The following is a 20834-nucleotide window of genomic DNA, read 5'->3' as shown; positions in this document are numbered from 1 at the left end:
GTGTCGGAGGCGGAATGCCTCAGAGCGGGCCGCGCAGTTGCCAGACGGGATTGGGCTGTCCGGAGGTGTTGTTGAGGTAGTGGGATTCCTTCTTGCCCTCGAAATAGAACAGGCCGATGCGGCCAGGCTCCGACGTGGTGATCCGGTGAGCGGTGCCAGCGGCGTTGTCTTCCGCCTGACTCTGGGTGTCGAAGCCCAGACCGCTCGCGGCCAGATAGAGGGCGTGATCGCTCTGGGGCGCTTCCGTTTCAGGCGCTCCCTCGAACGTCAGGTAATGGCCGTGATTGTCACCCGGATCGCTGACGATCCATTTGCCGTTGCGGTCCTGAAAGGCTCCCTCGATGAAGGCGACTTCGTATTCCCCGGCTGGCCAGATGAAGGAATCCTCCGGATCGTGGCTCATCTCGGCCGCGTCGAACCAGAGCAGATTGAACAGCGAGCGCACGTCCGGCGACAGGCGCACGCTGCGCACCGGCGGCGGTTCCGGCTCGGGTTCCGGTTGGGGATAGCTGGGCGCGGGATTGTTCGGGTCTTCTCTGTAGAAGGGATAGACCAGGTTGCCGTCCACCTGGCTCTGGATCACCCGGTAGGCGATATGTACCAGCAGCAGGTTGCCGTCGATGTTCAGCGGCCGGTCGTCGAAGCGCACCTCCGTGATGATCACCCGCTTTTCCCAGCGCTTGATGGCGTCGATCACGTAATGGCGCAGCAGGCCCTTGAGCACCTCGTCGTTCTGTTCGAACACCAGATCCTTCAGCCTGGAGCCGAACTCCGGATTCATGAACCGTTCGCCGATCCGGGTGCCGAGGATCTGCAGGATGCTTTCGCGGATGTGTTCGTTCTCACGCGAGGTGGCGGTCGAGACCTGGGTGCCGCCGGATACCGACTGAAACCGGAACGGGTAGCGCAATCCCTTGCCGAGAAAGTCATAGCTCATCAGGTACGCTCCTCGCAGTCGATGCCGCACTGTCCCGAGCAGCCATTTTCCGAAGTGTCGTCGTCGATAGCTTCTCCCTGGAAACGGATCACCAGATCCAGGCCGCTCTTGAGCCCCAGGTGAATGGTTCCGTTCGCCTCGATCAGCCCGCCGTGGCCGGACTGGCCGCACTGGAATCCCTTGGCTCCCCCGGAAAGCAGACGGACGGCGATGGTTTCGCCGATGCCCTCGATGCGGCCGATGCCGATGATGTCGATTGGTCCGGCCGGGTTGATCAGGGTGATGAACCGCTCCCGGTGATCGACGTCGAGACGGATGCCCTCGGGTAGATCCACCGCGAAGCGTTCCGCGCCCATGGCGGTCGGATCGATCCCGGCGGGCAGTCCGCTGATACCGGCTGCCTCCCGGGTCGCGCTCAGATAGGACTCGACCAGGGTGTAAAGGCGTCCCGGGGCGACCTCGACGGCCGTGCCGGGTCCGGGGGTGACGACCTGCTGCTCCCCGGCGTCGATGACGCAGATTCGCTGATCGTCAGTGGTCCGCAGGATCATGCCGTCGGGCAAGGTGAAGAGCCGGTTGCCGTCCGGCAGATCCCGGGGTTCGGTGCCCGCAGGCAGTTCGACGAAGGGATAGAAATCGGGCTCCGGCTCGACCTGTACCTGATCCAGATACTCCTGCGTCCTGGCCTGCTGGGCTTCCAGATAGGCCTGGGCCTGGCCGCGCATCGCCTCCGAGGCGGCGTGACCGGCCTCCAGCAGTGTGCGGATGCCGGAAAGCTCCTCACGAATGCCAGACAGGTGATCGCAGAGCGCCCGCAGCACATACTGCTGCTCGCCGGAATCGGTCTGTTCGATGGTGGCCTGCAAGTCGGAGGGTTCTTCGGAAATCATGGATAACCTCCATTACATGCCGACATTGGCGGGTTGGGATTGATAGCTCATGGCGCTGATCGGCGTCACCGTTCCGGTCGCGCCGTCGATTTCGAACACGGTCCAGACCGTGCCGGGGGCGTTGGGAACGTTGAAGGTCTGCTCACGGCCATCGCTCAAGAACACTTTCACCGATGCTCCGGACTGCGCCAGGCCGGAGCTCGGATTGGCGTTGCGGTTGGTGTAGTCGTGGACCGCGTAGCGGTAGATGCCGGGGATGAGCCGATGGATGGTGATGGTCTCCGGCCCGTAGGAACTGGTGTCGTCCACGTCCAATTCCGCCGCCTCGTTTTCGATGGTGTGGGAATAGAACACATGGAAGCGGCCGCCCGATGGCGTCGGTCCGGTGAGATGGGAATCGAGGTCCCGGGGGTTGAGGCCCCACTGCAACACGATGCGGGCGACCTGGCCGTCGAGCTCGGGCGAGAGAACGATCTGGATGTCGCCGGAGGTGTTGGGGTCAGCGTTCACCCAGCCGTGCCAGGCGATGTATCCCGGCGCGGTGACCTCCACGTAATAGAACCCCTCGGGTACGGACAGCTCGAACCCGCCATAGGCGTTGGCGAAGGTCTGGAACGCCGTCGGGCCGGTTTCCGAGCGGCGGAATTCGATCAGCGCGTTGCCGACGCCGCTGGTGTTGAGGGCGTTGACCACCATGCCGCTGAGGAAGACCGTGGCTCCACTGGCAAAGTCCGGGTGGTCGGCGAACCAGGACGGATCGCGGACCTCCAGCAGAACATGGCGAAGGCTGTCCCGGGCCGAGGATCGCCAGACCATGAGCACGGCGTTGCCGATGGTCCAGCCGCAGCGAATGACACCGTCCGGCCCGATCTCCGCGACCTCCGGATTGCTGGTGGCAAAGACCGGAGCGTCCACGTCGCCGCGCAGGGAGAGCGGAATCCGTTGCTCGAACTCGCCAGCGGAGAGGCGGATGGAGCGAGGCTGTACCTCCCAGTGGCTAAAGGTTGGCGGGGCATCCGTCATGAAGGGACCTCCACCGGTGCGGAGACGCCGCCGCCATAGACCTCGACCTGAACGTGCCTCAGGCTGAGCCGCTCGGGCGAATCCCAGACCAGAATCATGGCCGCTCCGGGAACGAAGCCGCATTCGACATTGCCGTCTTCATCGACACTGACCACGTCGGGATTGGACGATTCGAACACCGGCGCTTCGGGCAGACCCCGGATCGAGAGCGGAATGCGCTGAACGAATGAGGATCGCGAGACCCGGATCAACTTCGGGAAGACATCCCAGTAGTGCGGTTCCTGCGGCTGTTCGAGATTGTTCATGGCGTCCCCCTCAGTTGTCGATGGTGTCGGGACTGCCGGTCACGATGATGGCTCCGCAGGCGGTGATGTCGCCGATGCGGGCATTGGGCAATCCTTCGGTGATGGTGTCGAAGCTGCCGGTCACGATGGGCGTCACGCCATGCCCCGGGATGGGACAGACGTGCAGATCCCCCATGCGGGCCACCGGCATGCCGTTGTCCAGCGTCCGACTGGCCCCGGTGATGATGACGCCGCCGTGACTGCTGATGTCGCCGAGTCGCGCCTGGGAACTCATGGGTTCACCTTCAGCAAAAGATGGATCAGAAAGCCGACGAGTCCGCCGATGGTGCTGCCGATGGTCAGCACCAGGCCGACGATCTTCCACATGGTCTCGGTCCCCATCTTGGAGCCGACCCTGGCGTGCAGCCGGTCGATCTCCTCGGCGTGCCGGTGCAGATCGGAATAGATCGAGCGGACCAGCACCTCGACGTTTTCCTTGTCCGATTTCTTCTCGATTTCACGCTCGATCTTCTCGAGGCGGTCCTGGATTTCCCGGCGGTGGCTTTCGAGGATGCTGCGGAATTCCTCCCGCCAATGATCGAAGGTCCGGGCCAGCAATTCCTCGCTGGCCGAGAGTCCGGAGGGCGTTGTTGTTCTTTCTCCCATGCGATGCTTCCTTCAGGTGTTGATCAAGACAGTGTTCGTCGAGCGAATGATGATGTTTCCGGCCACCCCATCCATAAACACGAGGCTGCCGGACTTGTCGGTGGCGCTGATGCTCTCCTGGCCGGGCGCTGCGTTCATGCGCACCACCTGACCGGCCTTGTCGGTGAGGCGGATCTGTTCGGCGGCGGCGGTGGAATCGACGAGGATTTCCTGAGTACCGTTGAGTCCCCAGATGTGAACCTTCTCCCGACCCTTGGTGGTATCGATGAGGATCTTCTGCCAGCGGGAGCGGCCCTTGTCGCACGAGAGGATGTGGACCTTCTCCTTGTCCTGCCAGGCTTCGAGGATCACCTGCTGGCGGCAGAGGTCGGTGAGCTGGATGCGGGCGCGGGAGCCGACGATCTGCGAGGCGATGTCGAGCTGGTCACCTTTCTCGGCGTCCTTCGTGCCGCGCCGCAGGGCGTTGCCGCTCTGCATCTCCGGCTTCACCTTCCCTTCCATGGTGAGGATCTGTCCGGCGCGGTCGATGATCCGCAGCAGCTCGTCGCCGTCGCGGTCATCGGCCAGGATGGTGTGGCCGGTTTCGGTCTTGAGCAGGACCTTCAGGCGTGGACAGTAATACGGCGGATGGCCGTGGTACTTCTTGTGTTCGAGATCGTCGTGCCGGTTGGCCTGATGCTCGACCTTGTCCTCGCAGTCATGACAGAAGGCATTCGCGCAGGTGCGCTTGGATTCCTCGGGCTGTTCGCCGGGATTGCTCTTGGCCAGCCAGACCCCGGTCCAGATCGGATACTGGACGACGCCGCCCTCGAACTCTGCCCAGACCGAGGCACCTTCCTCGGGGACCAGGAACATGCCGGTGTCGTCGTTGCCGCCGTAGGGGAAACAGGGCGCGGCCCATTCGGACCAGTTCTCCCGCCCGCTACCGAGCACGGCGGGGATTTCCAGGCGGACCCGGCCAAGGCGTTCGGGATCGTTGTTGTCGCGCACGAAGGCCCGGTACTTGCCATACCAGCGGTTGCGGTAGCGCTCCTCGGATTGACGGTCGCGGGTTTCAAGCATGCTCCGCCTCCCGTTTTCGACTGGCGTCCCAGGCCAGCCAACCGCCCAGGCGAACCGCCCAATACATGATCTGGCGTTTCCACAGGGGCACGCCCAGGGCCGCCATCAGTTCGAGAAAGAGGCGGTCGGCCCCAAGCCGCGAGACCTTGCCGGTGTGGTAGAGGTAGTCGTGAACGACGGCCGCCGGGGAATATCGTCCCCAAGGCGGCACCACGCGCCAGAACAGGCGCGGCACCGAGGCGAAGTCGGTCTCGAACCCGGCGGGCACTTCGATGATGCGGCCAGCGCCGGTGCGGACACGGAACGGCTGGGTCAGCCTCGCGGTCATTCCATTGGGCAGAATTTCCACCCGAAGCGGTCCGGAGAGACCCAGCGCGGTGCCGGAAAACAGGGTCTTGGTTTCGGCGCTCATGACCGCCACCTCGCCTTGCCCGACTGGCGCACATCGAGATGGACCCAGGAGGCGTAGACCCCGATGCCGCCCTCGCGGAAGAGAGGGATCTCCTCGGCGATGACCGCCAGTTCTTCAGGCGAAACGCCAGCGGGACAGCTCACGTCCGCCGCCATGCCCAGCGTGTGAAAACTCTGCTCCGCGCCGCCTACCGCCTTGTTGTGCCGGTTGCAGCGAAAGCCGCTGGTGATGGACAGCGGTTTGCCGATGCGGTCGCGCAGCGTCTGCAGGGCGTCGACCAGGTCGGGATGGACCGCAGCCGAATGGCCGCAGCAGTTTTTGCCCTTGCAGGCGAATTCCGAACGGTTGAAATTCTTGCTGAGATCACCCATTGCCGCCTCCTTGTGTGACCGCGCCGGAATCCGCGTCGATGGTCACCATGGCTGGCGGCTCGTTTTGCGGCGTAGGCGGGGCCTCCTTGTCGTTGGGTTTGCCCTGGGACTCGGCGGACTTGTCGCCCGCTCCCTTGCCGAGGGCGTTCTTCTTGAGTTTGAGTTCGCAGAGATAGCCTGCGCCGCTGATGCTGTGGCGCACCGAGTGGCAGTAGTAGATGCCGGAAAACTTCCGTCCCACGCCCTTGATCTCGACGTTCTTCTTAGCGCGAAGCTGGGGAATGCCGATGGTGGCGGCGTCCGCCTCGACCTGGCGCAGCTCGGCCTCGCGGAACTTGCCTTCGGCGCTGTCCTGGGCGGGCTCCTGGCGCGGCTCTTCGTGAAAGCCTTCGGAACGGTCGAAGCTGGGCACGATCTGCCCCGTCTCCTGTTCCTTGAAGCTGCCTTCGCCGGTGTTGCCGTCGACCAGATAGGTCTGCTTGCCCAGGGCCGTCCGCTCGGGCGTGGTGGCGTTGTTGGCCTTGTGCTCGACCACGTCCTTCTTGCGCGGGTCGACGCCGACCGTCTTGGTCTCTACACCCGCGCCCTTGGCTCCCTGGGATTGGGTGCTGGGGCGGAACGAGCGCAGCAGGCCCTTGGTGTCGGTGAAATATTCGAGGGTCAGAAGCGGCGTCTGGTCGAGCTCGCGGGGATGGAAATGGAGTTCGTCATCCTGGATGTAGAAGACATAGCCGCTCAAGCCGTCGCCATCGCGGTCGCGGGCCTTTTCCGCCAGCTCCTTGAGGAACTGGGCGTCCGAGATGTTGCTCTGGGTGACGCGGAGATGGGTCCCCTTGGTGGCCGTGACCACCGGCGTGAGCCCGTTGGCGGCGGCGACTTGTTCGGCGATTTCCGAATAGAGGATGCCGGGAGCGGGTTTCTGCCAAACCTTCTGGTTCTCCTTGCCCGCGAGTTTGAAGCCCTTGTCGTAGGCTTTGATGCGGATGGTCGGATCGCCGTTTTCCGGGAAGTCGTAATCGATGTCCTTGATGACCGCTTTCTTGCGCGGAGAAAGGTTCCCCACGTAGCCGAAGCGGGCCACGATCTCGTTGCCTTCCTGGAACAGCGGATCGTCGACGAACTGCAGGTTGCGGTCGGTCACCGACAGTTCGAGGACATCCAACTCCTCCTCGTTGTCGGTGAAGACGAACGAGGTGATCTCCTGGGTGATGTCCTTCGAGAGGTCTTGCCCCTCGATCTGAATCAGAAATGTCGGCTTGAAGGTATCCAGATCCATGCGTATCTCCGGCGGTTCGCAGTTCCCTGCTTACTTACCGGAAGGCATGGCGAGGTGTCGGACGCTTCAGTCGAGCAGGCGCATCTGGACGTGTTCGCGGGAGGGAATGCGCAGCGCCAGACCCGGCTCGAGCGCCAACGGGAAAAAGAGGTCGTTGTAGTCGCAGATGATCCACCAGAGCCTGGCGTCACCCAGATAGCGGTGCGCGAGCAGATCCAGACGGTCGCCCTCGACCACGATGTGCAGGCGGTCGTCGTGTCTGGGGGTGGTGTCGATGCGCTGGCGCATGCCGAGGGATGTGCCGTCGCTGTCCCGGTAAAGAATGCAGCGGGCGTATCGGGAATTGCGGCCGATCATGAGCGCACCTCCGACCAGTTGATGGAACGGTCCACATATTCCTCGAGTACGATGTCCACCTCGGCCCGTTGCGGCAGCAGGTTGTCCCGGTCGAACAGGCCGAAGAAACGCGCCTTCACCTGCCGGACGATGCAGGTCACGCCGGGGTAGAGATCGCCGAAAATGAGCAGTACGCGGTGCGGTGCGTTCTTGAGCATGGTTCCGGCGTGCTCCGGATATTGCAGCGAGCGGAGCCAGTCGACCTTCTGCTTCACCGGCCCCTTGAACAGCTCGACCTTGAAGGCGATCCGGCGCGGTTCCCCGGCGACGTACTGGTAGCGCGGATGGCTCATGCCGGGGATCTTGATCGTCGCGTAGTCGGTCGACTTCTCGTCGCTGATGGAGTTGGGGTTGTACTGGAATTCGAGCCGCTCCCCCGTGTCGGCGTCCACCAGATATCCCTTGATGGGCTGTTGATCCCAGGCCATTCCTTACACCTCGGCGATCTCGATGATCGGCTTGCCCAGTTGTCCGGCCCGGTCGAGTTCCAGCCGCATGCCGCTGGAAATGCCGTTGCCGGTGAACGCCCACACCTCGTCGCAACATTCCATGTAGGCCAGACCGCAGGCGATGCCCGTCTCCCGCTGCTCGGGGACGCTGTCATCGGTAAAGGTTGGATACAACAGGTGCGGCGCGAACGGCGCGTGACCGTTTCTCATGACCCGTCGGCAAAGAGCCTCGGCGACCTTCACGTTTCGGGCTATGTCACCCGCGAACGGGCTGCAGACAAAGATGCGTTTCATCGGTCCTCTCACAGGGTTTCGTAGTTTCTGATCTTCCGCTCGCGAAGATCCTTGTAGACGGCCTCGGCCACCTTCCGGCCATCGATGTTGGTGGTCACGCTCAGTTCCACCGGGCGGTCGGCCAGACCATCGAGGCGTGAGAGCAGCGATTCCAGCAGCTCGCGCAGACCCGGACCGGCTTCCTCTCCACGCAGGGGTGTCGCGAGAGCGGTGCGGGCCGGAGTAATCAACCGTTCGGAAGGCACCGTCTCGGCGGGTCCGGATTGCAGGGGCTTCGCTATCGGAGTCGGCGCGGCCGTCTTGGGCCATTCAATCCCGGCCGGAGCCGGAGAGGCACTTCCGATTTCCGGTGCCGGTTCCACCGCAAACGGCTGGATGTAGCTCTTACTTACCGGCTCGACGGCCGCCGCGACGGTCTGCACGGTGCCGTTCATCGGTTGCGGGGGTGGCGCGGCCGTGGCCATGACCGGCTGGAGCATCAGCATGGCGCTCAGGGCCTTGGGCACCAGACGTTCGTCCAGACGCGGCACGAGACTGAGCACGCTTTCTATGATGCGTTGCCCAATCGATTCGGCGGGCGGCGCAGCTCCGAGCGGTTGCTTCTGCTCGGCCACCTGCGGAATCGGGGTCTGGACTCCCTGCATGGCGCGAACGGAGGAGAGCAAACCGTTGGCAATCCCGGCGCTGCGATCCTTGATCGCCTGAATGCCCGCGCTCGCGCCGCTGGAAAGCCTTTGCCAGAGGGATTGCCCTTCGGTACCGGCACTGGCAAAGATTCGGCCCACAGCCCCGGGGACGGCAGACAGCGTGGCAACGATCCGGTCGCGGAGATTGACGGCTCCCGTGGCCAGCGCGTCCCAGGCATTGACCTGGGGCGGCTTGATCGCCAGCTCGGGCGTGTTGCCAAACAGGGATTGTTTGAGACCGCCGAAGATGGCACCGGCCTTGGCAGCGACGGTTTGTGCGCCGGAGGTCAACCCATCCCAGAGTTTTCCGGCCATCCGGAAAGGAGCCGAGGCGGCGTCCATGAGGTTTCCGCCCGCCGTTTTGACCTGCTGCCAGGCTCCCGCAGCGGCCGAGAGAATCCCGTGAGCGGCGAAGCCGAACACTTTCGCGGGCAGCGTCTGGGTAAGGCTCATGCCATCGGCGAGGGTCTTGAGCAGCGCGGAGCCGGAGGCGGCCAGGCTGGCGAGCGGTCCCTCGCGGGCGTCGGAGAAAGGCAGCAGATTGCGAAGCTTGCCCAAGGCGTTCTTAAGCATGGTGAAGGGATAGGTCACCGCCGACCAGATCCCTTCGCCCAGGGTGATCAGTAGCTTCTTGCCCGCCTCGAAAAAGGTGGTATCCCCGGCGAAGAAGGAGCGCACGGTGGCAAACATATCCCGCAGGGTGCTGATGATCGGCAGATTCAGAATCGCCTGGCCGATCTGTCCAGCGGCATCGGCCACCAGGCTGCCGATGGAGGTGAAGATGCCGGAAATGAAATTCCAGACACCGACCACCACATCCCGCGCCCAGCGGAACGGGGTGGCGAGAAAATCGTAGACCGCGCCGCCAATGGCATTGAGACCGTCCAGCAGGGAAATGTCACCGGTCAGCACCTGCCAGACGGAATAGATGATCTTCCCGGCGGCCATGAAGGCCTCGCCGATCATGCGCACGGGCAACAGGAACTTGTAGATGAACTTGGCCGCTCCGACCAGAGACCCGACGATGACCTTGCCGACCCAGACCACGCTGCGCGCCACCACCGCCAGGGCTCTGACAATGAGCGACAGGTTCCAGGCCACGATCTTCAGCGCGAATGCCAGCCCCTGCAGAAGCACACCGGCGACGGTGCCGATAATCGTGCCGAAGGTGCGCCAGGACGACCCGTCGGTAGCGCTGGCGGCCACGCCGAAGATCTCCACCACCGAAAAGACCGCACTGGCCAGCGCCGCATAGGCGCTCATCAGGGTGCGGACGGTCGGTTCGAGGATGGCGCGGATGCGGCCAAAGGCATGGGAAAAAGCGCCCCACAATCCAGCCAGTGCCTCACGAACGCGGTAATAGGCTTTGAAGACGGTGACCACGAAGCCCAGCAGTCCGGCGGATTCGAGCTTCTGGGCCAGTTCAGCCGACATCTGTCCGACGCCGCCGCTGAGCGAGCCCACCAGCTCCCTGATCCCCCGGAAGACCAGCGAGACCTTGTTCCAGGCCCCGGTGATGACATCCTGGATGCCGCCGAAGTTGGTTTCCCAGGCGCGTTTGAGGAGATACACAGAGAGGATCATGCCCGCGATGATGGCGGTAACAGGCAGAAAATAGGTCGCGACCGCCGAACCCACTCCGGCGAGCGCGGCGCTGATGGCCACGAACCCGGCCTTGATGGCGGGCAGCATGAGTCCCACCATACCCACGGCGGCGGTGACGGCTCCGGCCACGACCAGAATGGTGCCGAGGGCCATGGACAGCCCCAGGACCACCCGGGTCACGCCCGGCATCGATTTGGCCATGCGTTGCAGAAACAGAATGAAGCGGGAGACGCCGTTGATCACCGGCGTCACCACCGGTAGCAGAGTGCGTCCCAGGATTTCGCTGAGGTTGGCCACCTGCTGGCGTAGGAGCAGGAACCGGGCTCCGATGTCCTGGTTCATGGCGTCGGCCATCTGTTCGGTGACCGCCGTGCCGGTCTTCATGGCCCGGCCCACCGACTGGATATTGCCTTCGAGGCTCTCCATACCCGCCGACATCTGCAGCAGGAACTTGACCGCCTCGTCGGAGCCGAAGGCCTTCTTCAGCTTCACCTGGGCGGCGGCGTTGGAGAGATCGGGGAACTGGCGCTTGATCTCCTGCAGAATGGGAACCACGCCCTTGAGACGGCCACTGGTGTCGGTGAAGGACAGGCCCAGCTCGTCCCCGGCCTCGGCCGCCTTCATGATGAACGCCTTGTACAGCGTGCCCGCCTCGGAGCCGGGCATGGTGGTCTGGAGCTGGCCGAGTACGGCGAGCTGCTCGTTCAGCGGAATATTGCTCGCGGCCGCCACCGCGCCGATGTTCTTGATGGCGTCGGCCATCTGTGTGCCGTTGGTCTTGAACGAGGCCACGGTCTGCGCCATGGCTCCGGAAAAGGCGGTCGCCCATTCCATGTCGTTCATGTCGGCCATGATGGGCTTGAAGATCCCGTAGGCCGTGGTGAAGGAGCCGACCATCTCCTGGGTGGTGGCCTTGGTCGCCTTGGCGGTCATGGCGGCCATGGAGGTGAAGACGCCCACCGCCTCGTCGCTGAGGTTGGACAGGGCCGATTTCACATCGTAGGTGGCGGTGATGAACGCCGCCTTGTCGGCACCGGACCACTGGTTGGTGAAGGATTCTGCGGCGTCCTCGATGGCCCGGAGGTCCTGCACGCCGAGGGACGCCAGCTCGCCCAGGGCTTTCTGGGTCGCGGCGGTGGAGGCGACCAGGGCGGCGGGCACCGCCATCAAGGCCAGTCCCGCCCCCAGCATCATGGTGCCTTGCTGGATGCGGTCCAGGTTGCGGGTCATCCGCTCGCTGGCATCCGCCACGGTGGAATCGAGGTCCATCATGGAGCCACGGATGCGCTGCGCGTTCTGCGAGAACGCATCCTTCATCGATACCACTATGCCCAGTCCGAGATCGCCGTTCATCTATCGCCGTTCCGTTTGCTCACGTTCAAAATCAAGCTGCCGCTCGAGGGCCTCGACGAACTGACGCCGGACCCTGAGCGGCAGCGAGCGGGTTTCCGACCAGCCCCAGTGCAGTCCGCCGTAAGCGAGAAAGAATGCGTCGCTTACAAGCGAACTCCGGGGAACAAAAAAGCCGGTTCTGCCTCCAGACGGGTGCGGATCTTGGTGCCGCAGCCATCGCATTCGGTTTCGACCGAGGTGTCGATTCCCGCGTCGACCCGCGACATCTCCTGCCGCAGCGCGTTGCGGTCGCGCATCGACATTTCCGCCAGGCTCTTCTTGGAAGGAGCCTTGCCGTCGATGTCGAGAATGCGGATGAGCATGGCCGAGGAGATGTTGGGCTCGCGCAGGCTGGCCAGGCGCTTTTCCTTGTGGCCGTCGAGATATCCGAAGCGGACGGCTTTCTTCGAGCCGGGCAGCTTGAAGACGAACTCGCGCTCCTCGCCGTAGGGGGTGACCTTGAGATCCTCGAGATTGACGGTCACGAAGTTAGTCATGCGGCAGGCGCTGTTCGGGCAGCTCAGCTCCAGTTCCACCTCGTCACCGAGGGAAATCTGGCGCAGGCGGACCAGGGCGAACAGCCGGTCACCCGAGAGCAGGTTCATCACCTCGGCGAGATCGGGATCGGTCTTCTCGCCCAGCCGGACGAAACAGTTGCGGAGCACCTGGTTGATCGCCTCTCCGGAGCGGATCAGGCGCTGGTTGGTGAGCAGTTCTTCCTCGGCCCCGGTCATTTCCCGGAGCTCGAGTTCAGTGCCGCTTGGCAGTTCAAAGCTGTACATGGTCGATCCTCCGGTTTAGGTCCAGTATTGGAAGCAGATAGTGAGCTTCTCGATGGTGTTCTCGGTGTTGCCGCCTTCGAGCTCGTCGTATTCGAGCGCCTTCACCCAGGCCCCGTGCAGGGTCCAACGGCGGGTCTCGTTGCCGGTGCGGTCGTAGCGGACAACGTCGATGTCGCGCATGTAGTCGGCCGGAAGGCCGCCGGTGACTGCGTTCACGTCCACCTGTTTCTTGATCCATTCGCGGGCCGCCTCGTCGGAGCCGTCCTGAAGGTTTCCCTTTTCGAGGGTGATGTCCTCGAACTTGACCCGGCCCGCCACCTTTTGGTCGAACATCGAACCGGCCGGGGCAAAGGCCACTTCCTCGAATTCGGTTTTTGGCTCCTGTCCCTTGTGGAACAGGGCCACGTCGAAGCCGTTTACTTCGATGGCGAACTGCCAGTTCTGGTAAAGGCTCTTGGGCATGTTTCCGCTTCTCATAGCCGTGTTCTCCCGTTAGATGATTTCTTTGAAGTCCGCGCCGGTGCTGGTCAGGATGAAGTTCAGCTCGATGAACTCCGCCGTCTTGGTTGGCTTGACGAACACGCGGGCCACCATTTCGTTGCGGTCGATGACCGCCGGGGTGTTGGTCTCCTCGTCGCACTGGAAGGCGAAGTCGTAGAGGCCGCCCTTGTCCTTGATGTCCTGCAGGAAGGGATTGATCAGGCGACCGAGGGCACGCCAGGTCTGGGGATGGTTCGGCTCGAACACCACGAAGCGGGAGGATTCCGAGATGGCTTCCTCCATGAACATCATCAGGCGGCGGACGTTGATGCGGTCCACGGCCGAGGGCTGGCTCTGCAGTGTCTTCTGGCCCCAGATGTTGATGCCGGTGTCGGGGAAAACGGCGATGACGTTGATCCCTTCCGGATAGAGCACATCGCGCTCGCCACGGCTGGTCTTGTAGGCCAGGGAGAGCGTGTTGAAGATGCGGCCCCGGTCGATACCGGCGGGCGCGTTCCAGACGTTGGTCTTCTGGTCGCTGCGGGCGATGCAGCCCGCCACCGCGCCGCAGGGCGGCACCAGCTTCTTGCGCGAGTTGACCGGGTCGCTGATCTCCAGCCAGGGGTAGTAGAGCGCCGCGTAGGAGGAGTTGAATGCCGCGTGGCTGTACATCCCTTGTCCCTTGCGGAAGTCGACCGCTTCGAGCGGCTCCAGGTGCATGGGCGTGTCGGCGATGAACAGCAGATCCTTGCGCCCCTCGGCATAGGCGATTCCGGCGTTGATCACCGGCACCGTGGTGACGCCGGGGACCATCAGCAGGTTCAGGGCGTCGATCTCGTCAAAGCCATAGAGGCCGGTATGCTGCGAGGGATCGCCGATGAAATCCGCATCGGCCAGATCGGTCAGCCCGTTGTCGCCGCCGCTGAGCGTGAACACGCCCAAGGCCGGACGGTCGCCGGGCGTTCCCGTTGCTGCGGCCAGATCCTGGACGAGGATGAAATCCGAGCGGTCGTTGATCGCCAGCTCCACATGGTTCGGCAGCGCCTCGTCCATGCTCAGATCCTTGAACACCTCGACCACATCGCCTTTGTGCCGGACCACCAGGTTGAAATGGTTGGCCGGGTCAAGGGAGCCGTCCTCGATGGAGACGGAGAGCCGGTCGCCCCAGACGCCTTCGTTCACGGCCTCGATCCGCAGGGTATCGGCAGGCGTGGCCTCCCGGTTCTGCAGGACGACGGATGCCTTGAGCGCCGTCAGGGTGTCCCGGTCGGTGGGGTCGGTCAGATGGGCGATGCGGGTGACATAGAGGACCGAGCCGCCGTTGTCGAAAAATGCCCGGGCGGCGTAGGCCAGATAGCTCTCGTTGATATAAGAGCCGAAACGGTTGATGAACTGTTCCCAGCTCGTCACCAGCACGGGCTTGTTGATCGGGCCTTTCTCGGCCACCCCGACCATGGCGGCCGACGAGGTCGAGATCTGCTTCACATAGAAACTGAAGTCCGTTTCCCGGGTGTAAATCCCGGGCGATAGATAGGTCGGCATGGTTATTTCCTCCGCTTGCTGGTGGTCTTGGCCTCATCGGTTCCGGCGTCCTCGGTCGTCGTGGGCTTTTCCGGCTCAGGTTCCGCGCCGCCGGTCAGGTCGGTGATGCGTACCAGTCCGCGTTTTCCGGCGGTCTTGATCTCGGCGGAGAGGTCCTTGCGGGCGATGCTCTTGCGCTCTCGCGGCCCGAGGTGGAGGGTTCCCTGGCCGGAGAGGTTGAACGTCAGGGGTTGGAACTGCAGGTTTCTGATCTCGATCACGGTTGTTCTCCTTTACGGTTGAATTGTTCGTTGCTCTGTCACGTCGCCGTGAAACTGGAAGGTCCGGTCCCGGATCAGCCGACCGTCGCGCAGGTCGCCGTCGTACACCGGGCAGGATTCGATGCGGATGCGTCCGGAGCTCTGCCGGAGGTTGGAGAGGTTCACCCGGGCCAGACCGCCCAGAGGAACCAGTTCGGTGAGGTTCAGGCTGCCCTGGTCGGTGATGGCGATCTCCGGGTGAAGCTGGAGAAACCGCGATACCGACTCGTGAAAACCGAGCAGTTCGGCTTCCCGGTCCACGGTCACCACCAGGTCGAAATCGAGGTGATAGAGCCGGGGAAACCGGCTCTCCTCGAAACTCAGCTCCGCGACATTCTTCTCGAATAGGCGGCTCTGGCTGCGGCGGAAACGGTCTTCCGTCAGCTTCGGCCCCTGGAGGATGACGCTGGGGGTGCGCTGGACCTCGAACAGGTCATCCGGGAACACCAGCACGGTGTCCGGGTGGATGGCCTGCTTGGCCAGGCGGATCAGTGTTTCTGTGACGGTCTGTATCGTGCTCAAGGGACGCCTCCGTTTTCTGCCTGGTTACTTACCGGAAGCGCTGGCGATGTGTCGGAGGCTCAAAGCGCGGAGCGGATCGCCTCGCGATAGTTCTGGAGGATCTGCTTGCGGTACTTCTCCATCACCGGATGCAGAAAGGGTCTAGCGGGGATGACGATGGTCGCGCCGTTCGGATGTTTGATGGTGGCTCCGTACTCCATGACGGCACCGATGTTCACCATGTCTTCCCCGTCCTTGTTGACGGTGCCGCGCAGCAGGCCGACGAACGCCTTGTCGGCCATGATCTTCTGGGTGATGGCGTTGACGAGAAAGCCGGTGTCGATGAGCGCCTTGCTGGAACCTTTGCGCTCGATGGTGCTCTCGGCGAGTTTCACGAAGGCCTGTCCGCCCGGGGCCTGGGAGCGAATCCCCCGCTGGATCTCGCGCACCAGAAAAAGGGCGTTGCGGATCGTGGCCTGACGCAGGACCGTGGCCAGGCGCGGCCCCATGCCGGTGGTCAGCTTGGCGCGGGCCTTGTCCCAGTCACCGGTCCGCCTAACGCCCATTGAGCTTCACCAGTTGCAGGTTCTTGTGAGTGACGGCCCCGAAAAAGTGTTCTTCTTCCACACTCTGTATGCGATAGGTTTCCCGGTCTGCGGCCAAACGGTCTTCCCCCCGGACATCGGCATCCGGAAGAACGCAGGCGAGCGCGTCGATCTTGCCGCTCAGCTCCTCCGGCGGGGTTTCGTTCAGCTCGAGGGGGATGACAGCGACTTCCGCGTATTCGGCATCGTCGGTGCCGTAGAGCCGCTCGCCGGGAACCACGCGCAGGATGCGTGCGGTCTGGCCGGAGGAGAGGATCAGCCGGGCGACGTCGGCCACGGCTTCGGCGCGTTCCCGCTCATTCAACAACATCGAGATCGATCCCTTGTTCGTAGATGACCGGCGTAAGGCCGCTCGGAGTCAGGATGTAGGCTTCCTGATCGAGCTGGGTGGCCGGACGCAGCTCGGTGAGCCGCTGGCGGTAGTCGGCGAGCAGATCGGCCTCGAGCTTGGCCCAGTGGCCGGGCTGGCCGGTTTTGTCCACCCGCTTGTCGCCGCTGGAAAAGGAGAAGGCGTTGGCGGTGGCCGAACGCATGACCTGGCAGGCGTGGATCTGCGCCATGATCACCAAAAGCTCGCGGACCTCGCCGGTGGGATCGGGGGTAATCTCTCCGGCCGTGATCGTCAGCGATTGGTCGAGGTCACGGCCGACCCGGAAAACGGCCTTCCGGACGCACCTCTCCAGAGTCTGATCCTCGAAGAGAGATGCGCCCGGATCGGACAGGTCAAGCCGCAGGTCGGCGATGAGGTTACTCAGCAGCACCTTGCAGACCCTCCAGACGGCTCTTGAGCGCGTCGATCACCGTGCGGCGTTTCTCGGTGTCCATGTAGCCTTTGAGGGTTTCCGGATTGGCTTCCTCGTTGACCCTGGAGATGGCGTCGGTGGCGGAGAGTTTGCTCAGGTCCACCGGTTCCGCGTCCTGGTCGGGCTCTGGAGGGGCGAGCGGTTCCTGCTTCGGTTTGTCGGCCATGGCCAGGCGGCCGTTCTTGAGAGCCGCCTGGATCTGCTTGGTAAGGCGTTCCACCTCGACCACCTGACCGGGTTTGAGCTTCAACCCGGCGTCGGGGATCACCAGAACGCCGGGACGGATGTTCTTGATTCGATTCATGTCACATCACCTCCCGGATTACGGAACCAGTTTGACCTTGGCCATGATGTCGGGGCGAGTAATGCCCTGACCGATCTCGGACCACACCAGCCAGCCGGTCTTGAAGCGGGTCTTCTGATCGATGGACTCCGTCTTCAGGTTTTCGCGCACCGGCATCTTTCCGACCTCTTCATCCGGGACGATGATGATCTCGTCCAGCGGCATGGAGGCGGTCAACAGAATGCCGCCGGTGCCGTAGTTCTTGATGACACCCTTCTGGCGCAGCTCGAGCTTGGTCTGGGGATCGAGGTTCCAGCCGCGCATGTCGTTGAAACGGCGGCCGCGCATGACGATGTACTTCACCGACAGCTCCAGGTCCTCGATGATCGAGATGGCCTCGTTCAGTGCATCCTCGGTGAGCAGATCGCCGGTGACCTCGATGGTGTTGGCCGCCGGGATGGCCGAGGAGAGCACCGAGATGGTGCGTCGGTCCATCTCCTTGCGGATGGCGTCGGCGGCGCTGGTCTGAATGTCCATCAGCGTGCCGATGTTGCCGTTTTTGAGGACAGAAACGTCCACCATCGGGTTGGAGTGGATGCGGTTGGTGGGGAACTCGACCTCGTCCTTGCCCACCTCCTGCTCCTGGGCGTCGCCGTCCTTGCTGATCCAGTGGGCTTTGACGGTCGGTTTCTTCTGGTAGACCGGACGTTCGCCCTTGGGCAACGTGTGCTTGGTGAGCAGCAGCGAGGAGATCTCCTTGCGCTTGATCTCTTGTTCGATGGGCGCGGCGATGGCGGCGGCAAGCGCCCGCATGCCTTCGGGCGACTCGAGAGCCTCGCTCATGAGCCGCGCCATGGTTTCCATGTATTCCTGCGAATGGATCTTCAACTGATTGGTTTTCATGTGCGTTGGCTCCTTGGGTTAGACGAGCAGGCGGAATTTGAGGACGCCGCTCTGTACAGAAATGGCGTGGGCGACGACGTGCTCTCCGGCCGCGACGCCGTTGGTCAGGCGACCGCTCGCCGAAACTTTCAGGTCGTCTCCGGCGACGACGGTCCCTTCGAAGGCGTCGGTCTCGTAAACGCCGCCGTCGCAGTAGATGCCGGGCATTTCGCCACCGGCGTAATCCTTGATCAGGATGCCGAAGGAGCGTTTGGTGGGATCGGTGTTGACGGCGAACAGGTCGTCGCCGACCACGCGGACCACCTGGCCGAGCTGGCCGTCGCCCTGGATGTGGCCGTCGCCATAGGCGAGGCTGCGGTGACACGGATTGATGAATGACATGGTGTTTCCTCCTTATGCGTTGATTTGCAAGTGTTCGGGAGAGTCCTCGCCGACACGGTTGCGGTAAGCGGCCATGAACCCGTCGCGCAGACGGTCCTCGAGCGACACCTTGCGGTCGTCCACATCGTGGGGCCTGACACCGGCGTCGCTGCGCAGCGGGGTTTCCGTCGATGCCTTGGCGGCGGGCTTGCCGCCCTGGTCGCTGTCAGCGGGTTTCTCTTCCTTGTCCTTGTCCGCCTTGGCCGATTTGGGCAGGCGCTCGTAAGCGGCCTCGGTGGCGGCGAAGGCTTCGTCGGACAGTTCGGCCAGTCGTTTCAGCTCGGCTTCCCGGTCCTCATCGGACGCAAAGGAGAGCCCCTGCTTCTCCAGCCGGGTGAGCAGCTTCTTGGCGCGGGAGCGGCAAGCGGCCGCCTTTTGTTCGGCTTCCAGTTCCTGGACGCGCTTCTGCAGTTCGGCCACCTGGGCCTTGAGCTGCCGGTTTTCCTTTTCCAGGTCGGAAACGCGGGCAGGATCGCCTTCCTGTTGGGCCGGTTTCTTCTTGGCCGCTTCGACGGCCGGTTCATCGGTAGGTTTGGTTTTCTCTTCCATCGTGGAATCTCCTTCGGGTTGGGATTGGTCGGGCTGGCTCTGAAGGGACGCCACCTGCAGAATCCTGGCGTTCTCGTCCGCGCCTTTGCGGTCGAGCAGTCCCAGTCCGGTGAAAGTGACGCCGTGCAGAATCTCGAAAACGGGTTGGCCGTTGAAATCACGGCCCTTGAATTTGCGCAGGTGGGTGCAGTAGTCGGCCTTGTTCTGGAATCGCTTGTGGCAGACCGAGCATTCGCCCTCCTGGTAGTCGCATTCCATGGAAACCTGGGAGATGATCCCGCGCTTCATCAGCTTGTAGGCCAGCCGGGCGGCTGGGGTGTCGTGGACGTACAGCTCGCCGACGCATTCCACGCGGCCGCCGTTGTCGTCCTCCAGGTAGTCGGCGGCGACGATGCCACCGACGATGTCGTTGAACTCCTGCGAATGCTGCAGATCGACCTTCTTGTTCACGGCCGTCATGTGCCGACCGGACAACTCCTCGGCGGTGAAGTGGTCGCCGTTCTTGTTGGTCCCGGTGCGGCAGAGCACGAAGCTGAACTGGGGGTCGCCCGCCGAGCCGACATCCATAGCCTCGGTCGCGAGGCGTTCACCATCGCCCAGCCGGATGTCCACTGGAATGCTGGTGTGGAAGTTCGCGGCGGCGGCCATCGGAACGGGTTTTTCCTCCCGCTCGGCGCTGGCCTTGGCCCCGGGAGCGCAGACGAACAGACGCTCCTTGGCGTTGGAAGCCTCGCCGTGCTTTGAGGTTATGGCGTAGTGGTGATCCTTGGATTTCATCCGGCTCTGCTTTCCGAAGGAGCCGATGATCCGCTTCATCTCCTGCTCGTTGGGATAGGCGTGATCGCGGTAGGAGATCAGCCAGTGCGGGATGTGCTTGGCGTTGCCGAGAAAGGTCTGGAAGAACTCGCTGGCATTGGCCTTGGTGACGGTCTTGTGGTCGGTCTCGTAATACTTGACCTTGGTGTCGGCCTTGATTTCGAGCCCTTCCCAATAGGTCATGAGCCCCTCCACGAAGTGGTAGGCCCGCTCGTAGTTGGTGGTCGAAAATTCGGTGGCGTAGGGCGGATCGAAGTAGGCCAGATCCGCCTTGGCTTTCGGCAGCAGGTCGTTGATGTCCTGCCGGTATGCCTTGTTCTCCTTGTCGTTGTCGAAAACCAGGGCGTTGATGCGCTGCAGGTTCTTGCGCAAGCGATCCTTGAACTCGTCGGGGGTGTCTTGGCGGCGGCCATAATCGGTGGACGACGAGAAGTGGCCGAAGCCACCCTTGCCGCTCATGCAGGTTTTGCCGAGGCCGAACAGGGCGATGTCTTTCTTGAAGCCGGAGAGCTTGTCGCAGTTGGCGCGGATGGTGTCGATCAGCGCATGGACGCCCTTGGCGAAGAAAATGCCCTTGAAGTTGTCCTGAACGAAGCTGCCCGCCTTGGCGTTGTCGGCCAGGAGTGCCTCGATCTCGTCCTCGCTCAGGCGAACCGAGTTGTTCTCGATGATCGCCTTGGCGGCATGGTGGCAGTAGCGGAGCCGGTCGTTGGCGATGACCTGGAGGCCCTTGGTCTTGTACATGTAGGCCACGACCGCAGACCCCGAAAAGGCATCCAGCACCGTGCCAGTGCCCTCCGGGGTATGCTTCCAGATCCAGTCGACGAGCTTCTGCTTACTGCCGATGTAGTTGGTGATGTACTTGGGGCGCTTCTCGGGAGGGAGCTCTTCAGGAGCGGACTGTTCGGCAGCCTCTGACCCGAGCGTGTCGGGATCGAGAGTCAGCGCCGCATCGGCCTCCAGTAGAAACGCCAGCCTTTCCAGGTCTGTGGCGAACAGTTCCATCAACGTCTCCGGTCAGTTTGCTGTGCTCTCCGCGACCTGCGGGGAGCGTTCAGCGGTTACTTACCGGAAGCGTCGGCGATGTGTCGGAGGGTGACGGCGAATT

At 63.1% G+C, this 20834-nt stretch carries 25 protein-coding genes and 1 pseudogene; all 26 read right to left on the bottom strand.

Features of this window, described 5'->3' with window-relative positions; translation table 11 throughout:
• Nucleotides 1-19 precede the first annotated feature (19 nt).
• The gene (locus N909_RS0120395; RefSeq protein WP_029917967.1) at nt 20-937 is read right to left on the bottom strand and encodes a GPW/gp25 family protein; all 918 of its coding nucleotides are present in this window, start codon (nt 935-937) and stop codon (nt 20-22) included.
• Nucleotides 937-1827, bottom strand: coding sequence for a hypothetical protein (locus tag N909_RS0120390; protein WP_029917966.1), 891 nt, complete (start codon nt 1825-1827; stop codon nt 937-939). The genes N909_RS0120395 and N909_RS0120390 overlap by 1 nt, the downstream gene beginning before the upstream one ends.
• A gap of 12 nt (nt 1828-1839) precedes the next feature.
• Nucleotides 1840-2850, bottom strand: a complete 1011-nt coding sequence (locus N909_RS0120385) for a hypothetical protein (RefSeq protein ID WP_029917965.1) — start codon at nt 2848-2850, stop codon at nt 1840-1842.
• Complete coding sequence (locus N909_RS0120380) at nt 2847-3155, bottom strand: hypothetical protein (protein ID WP_029917964.1); 309 nt, start codon at nt 3153-3155, stop codon at nt 2847-2849. Before N909_RS0120380 ends, N909_RS0120385 begins: the two co-directional genes overlap by 4 nt.
• 10 nt (nt 3156-3165) lie before the next feature.
• Nucleotides 3166-3429: a PAAR domain-containing protein gene (locus N909_RS0120375; RefSeq protein WP_011366988.1), complete on the bottom strand. Its 264-nt coding sequence runs from the start codon at nt 3427-3429 to the stop codon at nt 3166-3168.
• On the bottom strand, nt 3426-3800 hold the full coding sequence (locus N909_RS0120370; RefSeq protein WP_015721232.1) for a hypothetical protein: 375 nt from the start codon (nt 3798-3800) through the stop codon (nt 3426-3428). Before N909_RS0120370 ends, N909_RS0120375 begins: the two co-directional genes overlap by 4 nt.
• Before the next feature lie 12 nt (nt 3801-3812).
• Entirely contained in the window at nt 3813-4862 is a 1050-nt protein-coding gene (locus tag N909_RS0120365; RefSeq protein ID WP_011700611.1) for a phage baseplate assembly protein V, read from the bottom strand.
• Complete coding sequence (locus N909_RS0120360) at nt 4855-5274, bottom strand: DUF1353 domain-containing protein (protein WP_029917963.1); 420 nt, start codon at nt 5272-5274, stop codon at nt 4855-4857. Before N909_RS0120360 ends, N909_RS0120365 begins: the two co-directional genes overlap by 8 nt.
• Entirely contained in the window at nt 5271-5645 is a 375-nt protein-coding gene (locus N909_RS0120355; RefSeq protein ID WP_022993007.1) for a YcbK family protein, read from the bottom strand. The genes N909_RS0120360 and N909_RS0120355 overlap by 4 nt, the downstream gene beginning before the upstream one ends.
• The gene (locus N909_RS0120350) at nt 5638-6921 is read right to left on the bottom strand and encodes a phage late control D family protein (protein ID WP_029917962.1); all 1284 of its coding nucleotides are present in this window, start codon (nt 6919-6921) and stop codon (nt 5638-5640) included. The genes N909_RS0120355 and N909_RS0120350 overlap by 8 nt, the downstream gene beginning before the upstream one ends.
• Nucleotides 6922-6987: 66 nt before the next feature.
• The gene (locus N909_RS0120345; protein WP_029917961.1) at nt 6988-7278 is read right to left on the bottom strand and encodes a LysM peptidoglycan-binding domain-containing protein; all 291 of its coding nucleotides are present in this window, start codon (nt 7276-7278) and stop codon (nt 6988-6990) included.
• On the bottom strand, nt 7275-7745 hold the full coding sequence (locus N909_RS0120340) for a CIS tube protein (RefSeq protein ID WP_011366981.1): 471 nt from the start codon (nt 7743-7745) through the stop codon (nt 7275-7277). Before N909_RS0120340 ends, N909_RS0120345 begins: the two co-directional genes overlap by 4 nt.
• A gap of 3 nt (nt 7746-7748) precedes the next feature.
• Nucleotides 7749-8060, bottom strand: coding sequence for a DUF7768 domain-containing protein (locus N909_RS0120335; RefSeq protein ID WP_013219048.1), 312 nt, complete (start codon nt 8058-8060; stop codon nt 7749-7751).
• Nucleotides 8061-10504: 2444 nt separating this feature from the next.
• A pseudogene (locus N909_RS26595) lies at nt 10505-11518 on the bottom strand (phage tail tape measure protein); the annotation flags it as partial.
• Nucleotides 11519-11847: 329 nt separating this feature from the next.
• A complete protein-coding gene (locus N909_RS0120325; protein WP_029917959.1) occupies nt 11848-12525 on the bottom strand; it encodes a T4 family baseplate hub assembly chaperone in 678 nt (225 codons plus the stop codon).
• Nucleotides 12526-12540: 15 nt separating this feature from the next.
• Nucleotides 12541-13002, bottom strand: coding sequence for a phage tail protein (locus N909_RS0120320; RefSeq protein WP_011366977.1), 462 nt, complete (start codon nt 13000-13002; stop codon nt 12541-12543).
• Nucleotides 13003-13017: 15 nt separating this feature from the next.
• Complete coding sequence (locus tag N909_RS0120315; RefSeq protein WP_029917958.1) at nt 13018-14547, bottom strand: phage tail sheath C-terminal domain-containing protein; 1530 nt, start codon at nt 14545-14547, stop codon at nt 13018-13020.
• A 2-nt stretch (nt 14548-14549) separates the two neighbouring features.
• The gene (locus tag N909_RS0120310) at nt 14550-14807 is read right to left on the bottom strand and encodes a hypothetical protein (protein ID WP_028320587.1); all 258 of its coding nucleotides are present in this window, start codon (nt 14805-14807) and stop codon (nt 14550-14552) included.
• Between the two features lie 12 nt (nt 14808-14819).
• Nucleotides 14820-15368, bottom strand: coding sequence for a hypothetical protein (locus N909_RS0120305; protein WP_029917957.1), 549 nt, complete (start codon nt 15366-15368; stop codon nt 14820-14822).
• A gap of 59 nt (nt 15369-15427) precedes the next feature.
• A complete protein-coding gene (locus N909_RS0120300) occupies nt 15428-15913 on the bottom strand; it encodes a phage virion morphogenesis protein (RefSeq protein WP_029917956.1) in 486 nt (161 codons plus the stop codon).
• Complete coding sequence (locus N909_RS0120295) at nt 15903-16262, bottom strand: hypothetical protein (RefSeq protein ID WP_029917955.1); 360 nt, start codon at nt 16260-16262, stop codon at nt 15903-15905. The genes N909_RS0120300 and N909_RS0120295 overlap by 11 nt, the downstream gene beginning before the upstream one ends.
• Nucleotides 16249-16713: a hypothetical protein gene (locus N909_RS0120290; protein WP_029917954.1), complete on the bottom strand. Its 465-nt coding sequence runs from the start codon at nt 16711-16713 to the stop codon at nt 16249-16251. Before N909_RS0120290 ends, N909_RS0120295 begins: the two co-directional genes overlap by 14 nt.
• Complete coding sequence (locus tag N909_RS0120285) at nt 16700-17059, bottom strand: hypothetical protein (protein WP_013258624.1); 360 nt, start codon at nt 17057-17059, stop codon at nt 16700-16702. The genes N909_RS0120290 and N909_RS0120285 overlap by 14 nt, the downstream gene beginning before the upstream one ends.
• Nucleotides 17060-17077: 18 nt before the next feature.
• Nucleotides 17078-17941, bottom strand: coding sequence for an HK97-fold major capsid protein (locus tag N909_RS0120280; RefSeq protein WP_022992997.1), 864 nt, complete (start codon nt 17939-17941; stop codon nt 17078-17080).
• An 18-nt stretch (nt 17942-17959) separates the two neighbouring features.
• Nucleotides 17960-18322: a hypothetical protein gene (locus N909_RS0120275; RefSeq protein ID WP_027182227.1), complete on the bottom strand. Its 363-nt coding sequence runs from the start codon at nt 18320-18322 to the stop codon at nt 17960-17962.
• A gap of 12 nt (nt 18323-18334) precedes the next feature.
• The gene (locus tag N909_RS0120270) at nt 18335-20731 is read right to left on the bottom strand and encodes a DNA adenine methylase (protein WP_029917953.1); all 2397 of its coding nucleotides are present in this window, start codon (nt 20729-20731) and stop codon (nt 18335-18337) included.
• Nucleotides 20732-20834 lie beyond the last annotated feature (103 nt).

Origin of the sequence: Pelobacter seleniigenes DSM 18267 (assembly GCF_000711225.1) — a bacterium.
Taxonomy (GTDB): domain Bacteria; phylum Desulfobacterota; class Desulfuromonadia; order Desulfuromonadales; family Geopsychrobacteraceae; genus Seleniibacterium; species Seleniibacterium seleniigenes.
Note: the sequence above shows the minus strand (reverse complement) of the source record. Positions and strands in the feature narration are given on the sequence as shown.

What these genes read in the sequence shown, in the direction of transcription:
- N909_RS0120395 (WP_029917967.1), bottom strand. Translation starts at nt 937, where the DNA reads ATGAGCTATGACTTTCTCGGCAAGGGATTGCGCTACCCGTTCCGGTTT.
- N909_RS0120390 (WP_029917966.1), bottom strand. Translation starts at nt 1,827, where the DNA reads ATGATTTCCGAAGAACCCTCCGACTTGCAGGCCACCATCGAACAGACC.
- N909_RS0120385 (WP_029917965.1), bottom strand. Translation starts at nt 2,850, where the DNA reads ATGACGGATGCCCCGCCAACCTTTAGCCACTGGGAGGTACAGCCTCGC.
- N909_RS0120380 (WP_029917964.1), bottom strand. Translation starts at nt 3,155, where the DNA reads ATGAACAATCTCGAACAGCCGCAGGAACCGCACTACTGGGATGTCTTC.
- N909_RS0120375 (WP_011366988.1), bottom strand. Translation starts at nt 3,429, where the DNA reads ATGAGTTCCCAGGCGCGACTCGGCGACATCAGCAGTCACGGCGGCGTC.
- N909_RS0120370 (WP_015721232.1), bottom strand. Translation starts at nt 3,800, where the DNA reads ATGGGAGAAAGAACAACAACGCCCTCCGGACTCTCGGCCAGCGAGGAA.
- N909_RS0120365 (WP_011700611.1), bottom strand. Translation starts at nt 4,862, where the DNA reads ATGCTTGAAACCCGCGACCGTCAATCCGAGGAGCGCTACCGCAACCGC.
- N909_RS0120360 (WP_029917963.1), bottom strand. Translation starts at nt 5,274, where the DNA reads ATGAGCGCCGAAACCAAGACCCTGTTTTCCGGCACCGCGCTGGGTCTC.
- N909_RS0120355 (WP_022993007.1), bottom strand. Translation starts at nt 5,645, where the DNA reads ATGGGTGATCTCAGCAAGAATTTCAACCGTTCGGAATTCGCCTGCAAG.
- N909_RS0120350 (WP_029917962.1), bottom strand. Translation starts at nt 6,921, where the DNA reads ATGGATCTGGATACCTTCAAGCCGACATTTCTGATTCAGATCGAGGGG.
- N909_RS0120345 (WP_029917961.1), bottom strand. Translation starts at nt 7,278, where the DNA reads ATGATCGGCCGCAATTCCCGATACGCCCGCTGCATTCTTTACCGGGAC.
- N909_RS0120340 (WP_011366981.1), bottom strand. Translation starts at nt 7,745, where the DNA reads ATGGCCTGGGATCAACAGCCCATCAAGGGATATCTGGTGGACGCCGAC.
- N909_RS0120335 (WP_013219048.1), bottom strand. Translation starts at nt 8,060, where the DNA reads ATGAAACGCATCTTTGTCTGCAGCCCGTTCGCGGGTGACATAGCCCGA.
- N909_RS0120325 (WP_029917959.1), bottom strand. Translation starts at nt 12,525, where the DNA reads ATGTACAGCTTTGAACTGCCAAGCGGCACTGAACTCGAGCTCCGGGAA.
- N909_RS0120320 (WP_011366977.1), bottom strand. Translation starts at nt 13,002, where the DNA reads ATGAGAAGCGGAAACATGCCCAAGAGCCTTTACCAGAACTGGCAGTTC.
- N909_RS0120315 (WP_029917958.1), bottom strand. Translation starts at nt 14,547, where the DNA reads ATGCCGACCTATCTATCGCCCGGGATTTACACCCGGGAAACGGACTTC.
- N909_RS0120300 (WP_029917956.1), bottom strand. Translation starts at nt 15,913, where the DNA reads ATGGGCGTTAGGCGGACCGGTGACTGGGACAAGGCCCGCGCCAAGCTG.
- N909_RS0120295 (WP_029917955.1), bottom strand. Translation starts at nt 16,262, where the DNA reads ATGTTGTTGAATGAGCGGGAACGCGCCGAAGCCGTGGCCGACGTCGCC.
- N909_RS0120285 (WP_013258624.1), bottom strand. Translation starts at nt 17,059, where the DNA reads ATGAATCGAATCAAGAACATCCGTCCCGGCGTTCTGGTGATCCCCGAC.
- N909_RS0120280 (WP_022992997.1), bottom strand. Translation starts at nt 17,941, where the DNA reads ATGAAAACCAATCAGTTGAAGATCCATTCGCAGGAATACATGGAAACC.
- N909_RS0120275 (WP_027182227.1), bottom strand. Translation starts at nt 18,322, where the DNA reads ATGTCATTCATCAATCCGTGTCACCGCAGCCTCGCCTATGGCGACGGC.
- N909_RS0120270 (WP_029917953.1), bottom strand. Translation starts at nt 20,731, where the DNA reads ATGGAACTGTTCGCCACAGACCTGGAAAGGCTGGCGTTTCTACTGGAG.